This window comes from Streptomyces sp. NPDC056231 (genome assembly GCF_048270745.1).
Lineage (GTDB): Bacteria > Actinomycetota > Actinomycetes > Streptomycetales > Streptomycetaceae > Streptomyces.
Genome location: NZ_JBLVKW010000003.1, coordinates 208,490 through 222,742, shown reverse-complemented (window position 1 = coordinate 222,742; position 14,253 = coordinate 208,490). Strand labels below are relative to the sequence as shown.

The 14,253-nt window shown below is 70.1% G+C and carries 9 protein-coding genes; 5 read left to right on the top strand and 4 right to left on the bottom strand.

The genetic code is table 11. The features are described from left to right. Positions 1-207 precede the first annotated feature (207 nt). From ACNPQM_RS04715 to ACNPQM_RS04705, 3 genes are all read right to left on the bottom strand, one after another. Positions 208-1,032: a hypothetical protein gene (locus ACNPQM_RS04715; RefSeq protein ID WP_358856611.1), complete on the bottom strand. Its 825-nt coding sequence runs from the start codon at positions 1,030-1,032 to the stop codon at positions 208-210. Positions 1,033-1,214: 182 nt separating this feature from the next. After that, entirely contained in the window at positions 1,215-2,267 is a 1,053-nt protein-coding gene (locus tag ACNPQM_RS04710) for a metallophosphoesterase (RefSeq protein WP_358856610.1), read from the bottom strand. A gap of 173 nt (positions 2,268-2,440) precedes the next feature. Further along, on the bottom strand, positions 2,441-3,553 hold the full coding sequence (locus tag ACNPQM_RS04705; protein ID WP_358856609.1) for a LacI family DNA-binding transcriptional regulator: 1,113 nt from the start codon (positions 3,551-3,553) through the stop codon (positions 2,441-2,443). Positions 3,554-3,922: 369 nt separating this feature from the next. On the opposite strand from ACNPQM_RS04705, the gene hisC reads away from it, so the two are divergent. The 5 genes from hisC to ACNPQM_RS04680 all read left to right on the top strand — a co-directional run bounded on the left by hisC (position 3,923) and on the right by ACNPQM_RS04680 (position 13,330). Continuing rightward, positions 3,923-5,002, top strand: a complete 1,080-nt coding sequence (hisC, locus tag ACNPQM_RS04700; RefSeq protein WP_418082952.1) for a histidinol-phosphate transaminase — start codon at positions 3,923-3,925, stop codon at positions 5,000-5,002. 236 nt (positions 5,003-5,238) lie between these two features. Beyond that, positions 5,239-6,747 (top strand): cytochrome ubiquinol oxidase subunit I, encoded by a 1,509-nt coding sequence (locus tag ACNPQM_RS04695; RefSeq protein WP_358856607.1) that lies wholly within the window; start codon positions 5,239-5,241, stop codon positions 6,745-6,747. A gap of 18 nt (positions 6,748-6,765) precedes the next feature. Next, positions 6,766-7,767, top strand: a complete 1,002-nt coding sequence (cydB, locus tag ACNPQM_RS04690; RefSeq protein WP_418082951.1) for a cytochrome d ubiquinol oxidase subunit II — start codon at positions 6,766-6,768, stop codon at positions 7,765-7,767. 117 nt (positions 7,768-7,884) lie between these two features. Then, a complete protein-coding gene (gene cydD / locus ACNPQM_RS04685) occupies positions 7,885-11,397 on the top strand; it encodes a thiol reductant ABC exporter subunit CydD (protein ID WP_418082950.1) in 3,513 nt (1,170 codons plus the stop codon). A 226-nt stretch (positions 11,398-11,623) separates the two neighbouring features. After that, positions 11,624-13,330, top strand: a complete 1,707-nt coding sequence (locus ACNPQM_RS04680) for a GAF domain-containing sensor histidine kinase (RefSeq protein WP_418082949.1) — start codon at positions 11,624-11,626, stop codon at positions 13,328-13,330. 30 nt (positions 13,331-13,360) lie between these two features. Here ACNPQM_RS04680 and ACNPQM_RS04675 read toward each other — a convergent pair whose 3' ends face one another. Further along, a complete protein-coding gene (locus ACNPQM_RS04675; RefSeq protein ID WP_418082948.1) occupies positions 13,361-14,227 on the bottom strand; it encodes a Cof-type HAD-IIB family hydrolase in 867 nt (288 codons plus the stop codon). Positions 14,228-14,253: the final 26 nt, after the last annotated feature.

Sequence of the window (14,253 nt, the reverse complement as noted above, 5' to 3'; positions counted from 1 at the left end):
TGTCGGTGGTAGCCGTGACGTTTCCCGCGTGTGCCGGGCCGGAAGGGGAGGCGCGGGGGTGAGTGCAGTGGAATCGGTTGTTCTGGTCTCCTGCGCGGAGGGGTGGGCTCTTGCAGCGCGCCATGGAGGCCGCTGATCCGTGAGGCGGTGACGGCCCGGGAGGTGATCCCCCACCACTCACGAGGCGGGCCGGGCCGCGGCGGCCGGTCAGTCCGGTTCGTGTTCCGGGCCGCCGAAGTCCGGGCTGGTGAAGTCCGGGCTCGTGAACGACGGGCGGGGCCCCGCCGCCGGTCCCTCGTCCGGCCCCGTGAAGTCCGGTCTGCTGTAGCCGATCTTCGGGATGCGGTGGGCCGAGGGGCGCGGGGTGCGCGACGCGGCGCCTGCGGTGGGATCGGCGAGTGCATCGCGCAGGAACGGCAGGATGCCGCGCTCCAGCAGCGCATGACGCCAGGCCTCCCTTGCGCGCGCCACCTCCTCCGGCAGCTCGTCCTCGGCATCCTCGGCGGGCAGCGCGGTCGATCCGTTGCGCAGCGCAGTGATGAGCAGCCCGACGGCGGCGGCCAGTATCGCGGCCGCCGTCGCCGCCGCGAAGAACCACCCGGCGGCGACCATGGTGTCGGCGAACGAGGGGGGCCGACTGAGCATCTTCAGCAGATAGCCGACCAGTAGGAAGATCAGTGCGGCGGTACCTGCGAGCATCGGCGCCAGGACCGTGACGACCGCCCCTATCCCGGCGCCCGGCCGGTCCGGATCGTCCGCGTCGGAGCCGAGGCCCGAGCCCTGGGCGGAGTCGGCGGCCGGTCCGCGCAGCTCGTTGCGGGCCTTCACATAATGGTTGTACTCGGTGGCCGCCGCCGTGGTGATCAGTGCCGTGGCGTTCAGCGCCATGGTGCGCAGCTGTTCCGCGTTGAGCCGTTCGCCGACTTCGGCGAGATCCGGTCGTTCGTGAGCGTGACGCAGCGCGTCGCCGAGGATCCGCTCGTACTCGGGTCGGTCCTCGGCCAGCAGGTGCGGAGCGCTGTTCATGTGCATCCCCCGATGCTCCGTTGGGCCTGACTACCCGCACTGGCCGGGCAGTTGGGCGGAAACGGAGGAGAGCCTGCTACTGATACGCCGATGGTAGAGCGCCTACGGCACGGGGTGACAGGGGGTTTCCGTAAATAGGCCCAGTGGTCGGCGTGGTCAGGTCGTTGATGCGTCTTCCCCGAAGACCGTCAGTCATGCAACGGCAGCTGGACGACCAGTAGCTTTCCGGCCATGGTCACGCCGCCGTCCATGGCGATCGCGAGCCCGTCCGCGTATACGTGCGGGCCCTCCACCACGGGGCCAGCGCTGTCCTCGCCGTCCTCCGATCCGACCTCGCCGAGGAGATACGGAATGGGGCTGTGGCCATGGACGATGCGCTGTCCGCCGTAGGCCGCCATCAGCTCCTGGACCGCCTGCGGACCCGCCTCGTCGCGGAAGGCGAACCGCTTGGTGAGCTTACGGAAGAGATCCCAGCATTCATCGGCGTCGTTACGCGTGAGAATGGCGTGCACGGTGTCATTGACGTCCTCGATGGTGGAGCCGTAGTCGAGGTACGCCGTCGTGTCGGAGTGCAGCAGCAGATGCCCGTCCTCCTCGACGACCGCGTCGAGCCGGGACATCCACTGGAGATGGTGGTCCTGGAGCCGCTCCATGTCGTTCTTCTGGCCGCCGTTGAGCAGCCAGGCGGCCTGGAACGTGGCAGTGCCGGCCCCGGAGTTCACCGGTGTGTCGCCGAACCGCTTGGCGCCGATCAGCAGCAGTTCGTGGTTGCCCATCAGGGCCTTGCAGTAGCCGCCCGCGGCAGCGGCCTCGGCGGACAGGCGCATGACGAGTTCGATGACGCCGATGCCGTCCGGACCGCGGTCGGTGAAGTCGCCGAGGAACCAGAGCCGGGTGTTGCCCGCGGCCCACTGCCCCTCCGCGTCGATGAGCCCCTGTTCGGCCAGGGCGGCGTGGAGTTCGTCCAGATAGCCGTGGACGTCGCCGACGACGTACAGCGGTCCGAGCCCCGGCTCCCGGGCGGGCCGGGGGTCGGGGACGGTCTGCACCCGGACGGTGTCACGGTTGATCACGGGAAGATCGCGCGCGGTGGGCGTGTAGCCCTCCGGCTCGTCCGCCGGAACGGCACTGCCCGGATGCGGCGCCGTGGGCGGCACCGGAGTCTGCGCATAGGGCGGCACGCGGAAGTCACGCAACGTCGCCGTCCGCACCACGGGTTCCTGACCGGCCCCCTGTGTCATCGACCCCTCCACCACCGTCGCGCCGCCGTACACCTGACGGGCCCTGCTGGTCGGGGTGGTCCGCGGTGTCGTGCGCCCATCATAGGAATGCGGATCGTGCTGTGTGACGCACCAGGGGTGGTGAATCCGGGCGCACGTGGGGTTCACCGGTTGATTTGTCTTAATTGCGCTGATCAGTCCCCTGAAGGGGACCGTGGGGCGCTGACCGTGGTGCGGGGCGGACGGCGTTGCGAGGACGTCCGCACGATGAGTTCTGTCGGTATGACCTGTTCCACCGGGCCGTCCTGGTCGACGCCTTCGATGGCGTCGATGAGGAGCTGGACGACCGCCGTACCGATCCGGCGCGGTTTGAGCGAGAGCGTGGTGATGGGCGGCTCGGTCGTCGCGTACACGGTGGACTCGCTGCAGCAGACGAGCAGGAGGTCCTCGGGGACGCGCAGGCCGTACCGGCGGGCGGCCGCCAGCAGATCGGTGCCATTGGGATCGAAGAGCCCGTAGACGGCGTCGGGCCGGTCCGGGCGGGCGAGCAGGCGGTCGGCGGCGACCGCCCCCGCGCACGGGTCGTGGGCGGGATAGGACTCGTACACCGGGTCCTGGCCCACCCGCTCGCACCAGTGCAGGTACGCGGTGGTGGAGAGGCGGGTGTACGTGTCGGTGGTGGTGCCGGTGAGCAGGCCGATGCGGCGGGCCCCGGCGGCGGCGAGATGGTCGAGAAGGTCGAGCACGGCGGCCCGGTGGTCGTTGTCGACCCAGGCGGTGACCGGGAGGGTCCCGGCCGGGCGGCCGTCCGAGACGACGGGCAGCCCCTGCCGGACGAGTTCGGTGACGACCGGGTCCTGGTCGGAGGGGTCGATGACGACAGTGCCGTCGAGAGCGACGTTCGACCAGACGTCATGGCGTGAGGTGGCGGGGAGGATGACGAGGGCGTACCCGCGGGCGAGCGCGGCGGAGGTCGCCGCCCTGGCCATTTCCGCGAAGTAGGCGAATTCGGTGAAGGTGAAAGGTTCATCCCCGTACGTCGTCACGGTCAGACCGATGAGGCCGGACTTGCCGGTACGGAGGGTTCGGGCCGCGGCGGACGGGCGGTAGCCCAGGCGCTCGGCGACCTCGCGGACATGGCGGCGGGTGGCGTCCGGGAGCCTGCCCTTGCCGTTGAGCGCGTCGGAGACGGTCGTGATGGAGACCCCGGCGGCGGCGGCCACATCCCGGATTCCCGCTCGTCCCTGCCGGCCGCCGCGCCGGGGGGTCTCCGTCCGGCTCACCTGGTGCTTCCCTGCTGCTGTCATGGCGAGCCGATAGTAGGGCTCGCGCGGACGGTTGGCCCGGTCGCATATTCACACCTCGACAGGCACGTTTTTGCATGGTCAGCTGGCCATAAATACCTTGCAAAACAAGGGTGTTGGCGCGGTTGATCGTGATGTGTCATGCCTTGAGGAGGATGGGCCTCCTCAACGGTCGATGTTTCGAAGAGGTCTCAACTCACCTCTTCGAGGGATGCGCGCCACGGAGTGGGCCACCGGCGCGCGCCGGTACGAGGAACGCTCCCCCCATTCCTGGGCCCACCGGACGATTCCTCAGCTCAGCCATTCGCAGCGGCGCGCAATCCTCATAAGGTGAGCAGTATTGATGTGTGCGACGGTCGAGGAGGACCTGCGGTGAGCGAGACGAGCCCCAAGCTGCGCGCCGAGCTGGACGGCGTCCCTGCCTATGTGCCGGGCAGGCCGGCGGCGTCCGGCGGACCGGTCGCGTTCAAGTTGTCCTCCAACGAGAACCCGTATCCGCCGCTGCCCGGGGTGATGGACTCCGCCCTGGCCGCGGCCGCGAACTTCAACCGCTACCCGGACATGGCGTGCACCGGTCTGATGAACGAGCTGGCCGACCGTTTCGGTGTGCCCGTCTCGCATCTCGCCACCGGTACCGGTTCCGTCGGGGTGGCGCAGCAGCTGCTCCAGGCCACTTCGGGTCCGGGCGACGAGGTCATCTACGCCTGGCGCTCCTTCGAGGCGTACCCGATCATCACCCAGGTCAGCGGAGCGACCTCGGTGAAGGTTCCGCTCACCGACGGCGAAGTGCACGACCTCGACGCGATGGCGGACGCGATCACGGACCGCACGCGGATGATCTTCGTCTGCAACCCGAACAACCCGACCGGGACCGTGGTGCGCAGGGCCGAGCTGGAGCGGTTCCTGGACCGCGTGCCGGCCGATGTGCTTGTCGTGCTGGACGAGGCGTACAAGGAGTTCATCCGCGACGTCGACGTGCCGGACGGCATCGAGATCTACCGGGACCGGCCCAATGTGGCGGTATTGCGGACGTTCTCCAAGGCCTACGGTCTGGCCGGCCTGCGGGTCGGGTTCGCGGTGGCCCACGAGCCGGTGGCGGCGGCGCTGCGCAAGACGGCGGTGCCGTTCGGGGTCAGCCAGCTGGCGCAGGATGCGGCGGTCGCCTCGCTGCGCGCCGAGGACGAACTTCTCGGCCGGGTCGGCTCCCTGGTCTGCGAGCGTGTCCGGGTGCACAAGGCTCTCGTGGACCAGGGCTGGACCGTTCCGGAGTCCCAGGCCAATTTCGTCTGGCTGCGGCTGGGCGACCGTGCGGTCGACTTCGCCGGGTTCTGCGAGCGGGCCGGCGTGGTGGTCAGGCCGTTCGCGGGCGAGGGTGTGCGGGTCTCGATCGGTGAGGACGAGGCGAACGACGTTTTCCTGAGGGTGGCGGAGGCGTACCGCAAGGAGCTGTAGCGCGGCGCGTCCGGCCCGGGTGTACCGGAAGGCCCCGTACCTCTCGTTTCTCAGGGGTGCGGGGCCTTCGCGTGGAGCGTCCCGATAGGGGACCCCCCTCGAACATCCCGAAAGCCTGTGCGTCATAATGCTTGTGAATGTGAACGCGTTCACAAGCGCGTCCTGTTCCTCCAGTGATCAGTCGGATTAACAGGGCAAACTGCCGCCGCGGTTACGGCGATGTAAGGAGAGACGACGTGGAGCTGGCTCTGGCGCCCGAGACCCTCGCGCGATGGCAATTCGGTATCACCACCGTCTACCACTTCCTTTTCGTTCCTCTGACGATCTCGCTCGCCGCGCTCACCGCCGGCCTGCAGACCGCCTGGGTGCGGACTGAAAAGGAGAAGTACCTCAAGGCCACCAAGTTCTGGGGCAAGCTCTTCCTGATCAACATCGCCATGGGCGTCGTCACCGGCATCGTCCAGGAGTTCCAGTTCGGCATGAACTGGTCCGACTACTCAAGGTTCGTGGGCGACATCTTCGGCGCTCCGCTCGCCTTCGAGGCGCTGATCGCCTTCTTCTTCGAATCCACCTTCATCGGGCTGTGGATCTTCGGCTGGGACAAGCTGCCGAAGAAGATCCACCTCGCCTGCATCTGGATGGTCTCGATCGGAACCATCCTCTCCGCGTACTTCATCCTCGCGGCCAACTCCTGGATGCAGCACCCGGTCGGCTACCGGATCAACAAGGAACGCGGCCGGGCCGAGCTCACCGACTTCTGGCATGTGCTCACCCAGAACACCGCTCTCGCCCAGTTCTTCCACACCATCACGGCGGCCTTCCTGGTCGGCGGCGCGTTCATGGTCGGCATCGCCGCCTTCCACCTGGCGCGCAAGAAGCACATCCCGGTGATGCGCACCTCGCTCCGGCTCGGACTGGTCACCGTCGTGATCGCCGGTCTGCTCACCGCTGTCAGCGGTGACCTGCTCGGCAAGGTCATGTTCAAGCAGCAGCCGATGAAGATGGCCGCGGCCGAGGCGCTGTGGGAGGGACAGCACTCGGCACCCTTCTCGATCTTCGCGGTCGGAGACGTGGCCAAGGGCCACAACACCGTGGAGATCTCGATCCCGGGGCTGCTGTCCTTCCTCGCGGACGACAACTTCACTTCGTACGTCCCCGGCATCAACGACATCAACAAGGCCGAGCAGGAACAGTTCGGCCCCGGCGACTACCGGCCCAACATCCCGGTCGCCTTCTGGGGCTTCCGCTGGATGATCGGCTTCGGCATGGCGTCCTTCGGCCTCGGTCTCCTCGGACTGTGGCTGACGCGGAAGAAGTTCATGCTGCCTCCGGGGCTGCGGACCGGTGAGGACGAAGTGCCGCACCTGGTCCTCTTCAAGAACAAGGCGCTGAGCCCAAAGCTCACCAGGCTCTACTGGATCGTCGCCCTGTGGACGCTCCTCTTCCCGCTGATCGCCAACTCCTGGGGCTGGATCTTCACGGAGACGGGCCGCCAGCCCTGGGCCGTCTACGGGGTGCTGCAGACGCGCGACGCGGTCTCCCCCGGCGTTTCGCAGGGTGAGGTACTCACCTCGATGATCCTCTTCACCCTTCTCTACGCGGTGCTCGCCGTGATCGAGGTCAAGCTGCTCGTGAAGTACATCAAGGCCGGACCGCCGGAACTCACGGAGTCCGACCTCAACCCGCCCACCAAGATCGGCGGCGACCACGACGACGCCGACCGGCCGATGGCCTTCTCCTACTGAGAGCAGAGGAGCTGAGAGATGGAACTCCACGACGTCTGGTTCGTACTCATCGCCGTCCTCTGGATCGGCTACTTCCTCCTGGAGGGATTCGACTTCGGGATCGGTGTCCTCACCAAGCTGCTGGCTCGTGACCGCAAGGAACGGCGGGTCCTGATCAACACGATCGGGCCCGTCTGGGACGGCAACGAGGTGTGGCTGCTCACCGCGGGTGGCGCGACGTTCGCCGCCTTCCCCGAGTGGTACGCGACGCTGTTCTCCGGGTTCTACCTGCCGTTGCTGATCATCCTGCTCTGCCTGATCGTGCGCGGTGTCGCCTTCGAGTACCGGGCGAAGCGGCCCGAGGAGCGGTGGCAGACCAACTGGGAGAACGCGATCTTCTGGACCTCGCTGATCCCCGCCCTGCTCTGGGGTGTGGCCTTCGGGAACATTGTCCGCGGCGTGAAGATCAACGCCGACATGGAGTACGTGGGCAACTTCTGGGACCTGCTCAACCCGTACGCGATCCTCGGCGGGCTGGTCACGCTCTTCCTCTTCACCTTTCACGGCGCGGTGTTCGCGGGGCTCAAGACGGTCGGGGACATCCGGGGGCGGGCGCGGAGGCTGGCATTCAAGCTGGGGCTGGTCACCGCGGTGCTCGCCCTGGGCTTCCTGATCTGGACCCAGGCCGACCACGGCGACGGCTGGAGCCTGCTCGCGTTGATCATCGCCGTGGTGGCGCTGGTCGGAGCGATCGGTGCCGTCGCGGCGGGGCGCGAGGGCTGGTCGTTCGCGCTCTCGGGGCTGACCATCACGGCCGCGGTCGCGATGCTCTTCCTGGCGCTCTTCCCGAACGTCATGCCGTCCTCGCTGAACGACACCTGGAGCCTCACGGTCACCAACGCCTCGTCCACCCCGTACACCCTGAAGATCATGACCTGGTGTGCAGGGATCGCTACCCCCGTGGTGCTGATCTACCAGGGCTGGACGTACTGGGTGTTCCGCAAGCGGATCGGTACGCAGCACATCGCCGAAGCGCACTGACGCGCCGAGGACGCGTCCCGGCGGATCGCGGCCGAGCCCGATCCGCCGGGCGCGTCCTGGGGACGGTTTGACACGTCCCGCCTGGTCCACCGCCCGAGCTCATTGGGGATGTTTCACGTGAAACCGATCGACCCGCGCCTCCTCCACTACGCCCGTGCCACCCGCCTCTTCCTGGCGGCCGTGGTAGCACTCGGAGTGGCCGGAGCGGCGCTGGTCATCGCCCAGGCCATGCTCATCGCCGAAGTGGTGGTGGGTGGGTTCGAGGGCGGGCTGGCCGTTACCGAGCTGCGGACCCCGCTGATGCTGCTGGCGGTGGTCGCGCTCGGCCGGGGGCTGGTTTCCTGGCTGACCGAGCTCGCTGCGTACCGGGCCAGTGCGGCGGTCAAGTCCGAGCTCCGCGGCCGGCTGCTCGACCGCGCCGCGGCGCTCGGACCGGACTGGCTGAGCGGGCAGCGCACCGGCTCTCTGGTGGCGCTCGCCACCCGCGGTGTCGACGCTCTGGACGACTACTTCGCGCGCTACCTGCCGCAGCTCGGGCTCGCGGTCGTCGTGCCCGTGGCGGTCCTCGCCAGGATCGTTACCGAGGACTGGGTCTCGGCCGCGATCATCGTCGTCACGTTGCCGCTCATCCCGCTCTTCATGATCCTGATCGGCTGGGCCACCCAGTCCCGGATGGACCGCCAGTGGCAGCTGCTCTCCCGGCTCTCCGGACACTTCCTCGACGTGGTCGCCGGACTGCCGACACTGAAGGTCTTCGGCCGGGCCAAGGCCCAGGCCGAGTCCATCCGCACCATCACATCGCAGTACCGCCGGGCCACTCTGCGGACTCTGCGGATCGCGTTCCTGTCCTCCTTCGCCCTGGAACTTCTCGCGACCCTGTCGGTGGCGCTGGTCGCCGTCACCATCGGGATGCGGCTCGTGCACGGCGAACTGGACCTCTACACCGGCCTGGTGGTGCTGATCCTCGCGCCCGAGGCATACCTGCCTATCCGGCAGGTCGGGGCGCAGTACCACGCCGCTGCCGAGGGGCTCTCGGCAGCGGAGGAGATCTTTGCGGTCCTGGAGACCGAGGTGCGGGCGGGCGGCACGGCGGACGTCCCGCAGTCGCTGAGGCTGGAGCTGGAGGGGGTGACGGTACGGCACGAGGGCCGTACCGCACCGTCACTGGACGGGGCCTCGCTGGTGGTCGAGGAGGGGGAGACCGTCGCCCTGGTCGGCCCGAGCGGTGTCGGGAAGTCCACGCTGCTCCACGTGGTCCTGGGGTTCGCGGAGCCCGACGAAGGGCGGGTGCAGGTCGGTGGCGTGGATCTGGCGGCACTTGCGCCCGAGCGCTGGCGGGAGCGGATCGCCTGGGTTCCGCAGCGCCCGCATCTCTTCGCGGGCACGATCGCGGAGAACGTACGGCTGGCCCGACCGGACGCGGACGACGGTGCGGTGACGGCGGCGTTGCGGGACGCGGGGGCGTACGACTTCGTGGCGGACCTTCCCGACGGTGCGCAGACACGGCTCGGCGAGGACGGCGCGGGGCTCTCCGCCGGCCAGCGGCAACGGCTCGCGCTTGCGCGGGCGTTCCTCGCCGACCGGCCGCTGCTGCTGCTCGACGAGCCGACCGCGAGCCTGGACGGCGAGACGGAGGCCGGGATCGTGGACGCGGTACGGAGGCTGGCAGCGGGGCGGACCGTGCTGCTCGTCGTGCACCGGCCGGCGCTGCTCGCGGTCGCCGACCGGGTAGTGGCACTGGAACCGGGCGTGGCACCGGCACACGCGGCGGCCACGGAGCCAGTCGGGGTGGACGGACCGGCGCGCGCCTCCGATGACGTGGCCAAAGGCGCGGGGGAACCCGAGGCGCTGCGGGAGACCGCGGCACGGTCCGGCCAGGTGCTCGCCCGGGTCCGGGAGGCCGCAGGGGCACACCGCGGACAGCTGGCGCTTGCGCTCCTGCTGGGCAGCCTCGCCCTGGGCTCGGCCGTCGGGCTCATGGCCGTCTCCGGCTGGCTGATCTCCCGCGCCTCCGAACAGCCCCCGGTGCTCTATCTGATGGTCGCCGTGACCGCGACCCGTGCTTTCGGGCTCGGCCGCGCCGTCTTCCGCTACGCCGAGCGTCTCGTCTCGCACGACGCGGTGCTCAAGATGCTCGCCGAGCTGCGCGTCGCCGTGTACCGCGGGCTGGAACGCGTCGCGCCGGCCGGGCTGGCCCGGACCCGGCGCGGAGATCTGCTGTCCCGGCTCGTCGCCGATGTGGACGCGCTGCAGGACTACTGGCTGCGGTGGCTGCTGCCCGCCGGGACCGCGGCGGTCGTGGGGGTGGCGGCCGCCGGGTTCACCGGCTGGATGCTGCCCCAGGCGGGCGTCGTGCTCGCTGTCGGGCTGCTGCTGGCCGGGGTCGGCGTGCCGCTGGTGACCGGCGCCTGCGCCCGCCGCGCGGAACGTCAACTGGCTCCCTCGCGAGCCGATCTGGCCACCCGGATCACCGATCTGCTCGGCGGGACCGCCGAACTGACCGTCGCGGGCGCCCTGCCCGCGCGTTCGGCGCGGACCCGCGAGGCCGACGGCGTCCTGACCCGGATCGCGGCCCGGGCGGCAACGGCCACCGCGCTCGGGGGCGGGTTCTCCGCCGCGATCTGCGGTCTGACGGTTGTCGCTGCCGCGCTCGTCTCCGTGCCGGCGGTTCTCGACGGGCGGCTGGCGGGAGTGGAGCTCGCGGTGGTGGTGCTCACCCCGCTCGCCGCGTTCGAGGCCGTGACCGGCCTGCCGCTCGCCGTGCAGTACCGGCAGCGGGTCAAGCGGAGTGCGGAGCGGGTGTACGAGGTGCTGGACGCACCGGTGCCGGTGCTCGAACCCGCCGCCCCGGCCGATGCACCCGCCTCTCCCTTCCCGCTGGAGGTACGCGGGCTGGCGGCCCGGTACGCAGGAGCGTCGCGGGACGCCCTGGACTCCGTCGACCTGACGCTGACCGCCGGACGGCGCATCGCCGTCGTCGGCCCTTCGGGCTCGGGGAAGACCACCCTCGCGCAGGTCCTCCTCCGCTTCCTGGACGCGCGGTCGGGGACGTACCGGATCGGTGGTGTGGAAGCCTCCGCACTGGCCGGCGACACCGTCCGGCGGTTCGTCGGGCTGTGCGCCCAGGACGCCCATGTCTTCGACAGCTCCATCCGGGAGAACCTGCGGCTGGCCCGCACCGGCGCGACGGACGACGAACTGCGGGGCGCCCTCGCACAGGCGCGGCTGCTCGATTGGGTGCAGGCGCTGCCCGACGGGCTCGACACGCTCGTCGGCGAGCACGGCGCCCGCCTCTCCGGCGGCCAGCGGCAACGGCTCGCGCTCGCCCGGGCGCTCCTCGCCGACTTCCCCGTACTCGTCCTGGACGAGCCCGCCGAGCATCTCGACCTGGCGACGGCGGACGCCCTGACGGCAGATCTGCTGGCCGCCACCCGAGGCCGCACAACGGTTCTGATCACCCATCGGCTGGCGGGGCTCGAAGCGGTCGACGAGGTGGTCGTGATGGACGCGGGCAGGATCGTGCAGCGCGGTCCGTACGCCGATCTCGAGGCGGTGGAGGGGCCGTTGAGCCGGATGCTGGAGCGCGAACAGGAGACCGTACGGTTCCCGGCTACCGCAGGACGGGTGTAGAAGCACCCGGGCAGGCCCGGCGGGCACGGGCCGGAGCGGTGTGCCGGACCATCGGCCGACTTTCCTCCCCAAAAGGGGCTGAGACCGGCGGGCGCATGGGAGGCGGCGTTGCCGTCGGTCAACAACGCTCCGCGTTGCCTCCCTCCTCCGCCTTGCAGCTGCACGCACCCAGCCCCGCTCCTTCTCCCACCCCCCATGTGCCGGTCGGTCTCACTAGGCTCCAGGTATGCCAGAGCCGGACCCGAAGGACTCACTCGAAGCCGCGACGCAGGCGACCCGCAGCCTGCAGGGCCTGTCCACCGAGCTCACCGCCCGCGTCCCGCAGCTGCTGGAAGCCATGCGCTCCGTCGGCACCGGTCTCGAACTGCATTCCACCCTCGACCGGATCTGCGAGACCGCTGCCGAACTCGCCCACGCCCGCTACGCCGCCATCGGCGTCGTCGACGCCAAGGGCGAAGGACTCTCCGACTTCCTCACGTACGGGGTGTCGGAGGCGGTGGAAGCCGAGATCGGACACCGGCCCGGCGGTCGGAGGGGACTGCTCGGCGCACTCATTCACGACCCGGCACCGGTGCGGCTCGCAGATCTGACAGCCGATCCGAGGTTCGCCGGATTCCCCGCCGGCCATCCGCCGATGCGGACTTTTCTCGGGGTCCCCATCCGCGTACAGGGAGAAATCTTCGGCAACCTCTATCTGGCCGAGAAGGAGGGCGGGGGCGAGTTCAACGACTACGACCTGCACATGGTGCGGGTGCTCGCCACGGAGGCAGGGATCGCCATCGGCAACGCCCGGCTCTACGAGGCGGCGCGCCAGCGCGAGCGGTGGATCGACGGATCGGTGGCCGTGACCACCGCGCTGCTCTCCGGCGGGGACGCGGACGACGCCCTTGCCGTCGTCGCTGAACAGGCCCGCCATCTCGCTGCCTCCGCTGCCGGAATCGTGCTTCTGCCGGCTGGGGAGGGCGGTCTGGAGATCGTCGCCGTCTCCGCCGACAGCCCGTCCGCCTCGCTCGGGTTGATCATCGGTCCGGAGCGCCCGGTGGCGGCGAAGCTGCTGGCCGGCGAGGCGGTCTTCATGGACGACTCGGCCACCGACTCCCGCATGATCACCAGGCTGGCCCACCGGTTCGGCCCGACCATGCTGCTGCCGCTGCGCAGCGGTGGACGCGTGCTCGGCGCGCTCGCCACCCCGCGCGCCCCGGGCGACCGGCCGTTCACCGAGACCGAGCGGACGCTGGCCACACAGTTCGCCTCGCAGGCCGCACTCGCGCTGATCATGGCCGAGGCGCAGCGGGACCGGGAGCGGCTCGCGGTCTACGAGGATCGCGACCGAATCGCCCGCGATCTGCACGACCTGGTCATCCAGCGGCTGTTCGCCACCGGGATGATGCTGGAGAGTGCCCAGCGCGGGTCGGTCGTACCCGAGGTGCAGACCGGAGTGGGGCGGGCCGTGGACGAACTGGACGTGACGATCCAGGAGATCCGCACCGCGATCTTCGCGTTGCAGCAGGAACCGGCCGAGGCGCCGTCCGGGCTGCGGGCCCGCGTCCTGCGCGAGATCAACATGGCGGCCGTCCCGCTGGGCTTCAAGCCCTCGCACCGCTTCCTCGGCCCGGTCGACTCGCTGGTCGGTGAGCCGGCCGGCAAGAACCTGATCGCGGCGCTGCGGGAGGCGCTCTCCAACGCCTTCCGGCATGCCGAGGCGTCCTTGATCGACGTGGTCGTCGACGCGACCGTCACGCTGCCCGACGGACGCGACGCGGTGCGGCTGTCGGTCGCCGACGACGGCGTGGGCATTCCGGAGGGCGGGCGGCGCAGCGGGCTGCGGAACCTGGCGCGCAGGGCGGAGTCGCTGGGCGGGTCGAGCTGGTTCGGGCCGGGCCTCGGCGAGGACGGGGGCGGTACGACCGTGGTGTGGGAGGTGCCGCTCTGAGGTCCTCGTCGGAGTTCGGGCCGGGTTCCTTCAGCTCTGGCTGAGGTACGTCCGGCGCTCGGCCACGAGCCGCTCGATGACGATTGCGACGCCGTCCTCCTCGTTGGTGACGGTCCGCCCGGAGGCGGCGGCCACCGCGGCCGGGTGGGCGTTGCCCATCGCGTACGAGGTGCCCGCCCAGCGCAGCATCTCCACGTCGTTCGGCATGTCCCCGAAGGCGACGACCTCGGCGGGCGAGATGCCGCGCTCGGCGCAGCACAGCGCGAGGGTGCTGGCCTTGGAGACGCCGAGTCCGCTGATCTCCAGCAGGGCCGTCGGGCTGGACCGGGTGAGGGACGCCCGGTCACCGGCTGCGGTCTGTGCGACGGCGAGGAAGTCGTCCGGGGCCAGTTCGGCGTGGTGTGCGAGGAGCTTCAGTACCGGGGCTCCGGCGCCCGGCGTCTCTTCGCGGAGGAGCTTCTCGGCAGCGGCGACGGTGGCGCCCGGGTCGAGATGGAACGGCGGGTAGGCCGGTTCGTAGTGGATGCCGGTGGCCAGCTCGACAGCGAACGAGGTGCCCGGAGCGGCCGCGCGCAGGGCGTGGACGACATCGAAGGCGGCGGCGCGTTCCAGCGGGCGGACCTTGATCAGCCTGCCGCCCGCGTGCAGGTCGGCGATCGCGGCGCCGTTCGCGCAGATCGCCAGGCCGTGGCCGTGGACATGGTCGCTGACGACGTCCATCCAGCGGGCCGGGCGGCCGGTGACGAAGAAGACCTCGATCCCGGCCTCCTCGGCCGTGGCCAGCGCCGCGACCGTGCGGTCCGAGACGGTTTTGTCGTCGCGCAGCAGAGTGCCGTCCAGGTCGGTGGCGATCAGCCGGGGAGCGGCAGGCAGAGGCGAGTCGGTAGCTGAGGTCACTCGGCCATTCTCCCGTACGGGGGTGC

Coding starts and splice junctions, on each gene's coding strand:
- ACNPQM_RS04710 (WP_358856610.1), bottom strand. CDS start 2,267: ATGACACAGGGGGCCGGTCAGGAACCCGTGGTGCGGACGGCGACGTTG.
- ACNPQM_RS04715 (WP_358856611.1), bottom strand. CDS start 1,032: ATGCACATGAACAGCGCTCCGCACCTGCTGGCCGAGGACCGACCCGAG.
- ACNPQM_RS04680 (WP_418082949.1), top strand. CDS start 11,624: ATGCCAGAGCCGGACCCGAAGGACTCACTCGAAGCCGCGACGCAGGCG.
- ACNPQM_RS04705 (WP_358856609.1), bottom strand. CDS start 3,553: ATGACAGCAGCAGGGAAGCACCAGGTGAGCCGGACGGAGACCCCCCGG.
- cydB (WP_418082951.1), top strand. CDS start 6,766: ATGGAACTCCACGACGTCTGGTTCGTACTCATCGCCGTCCTCTGGATC.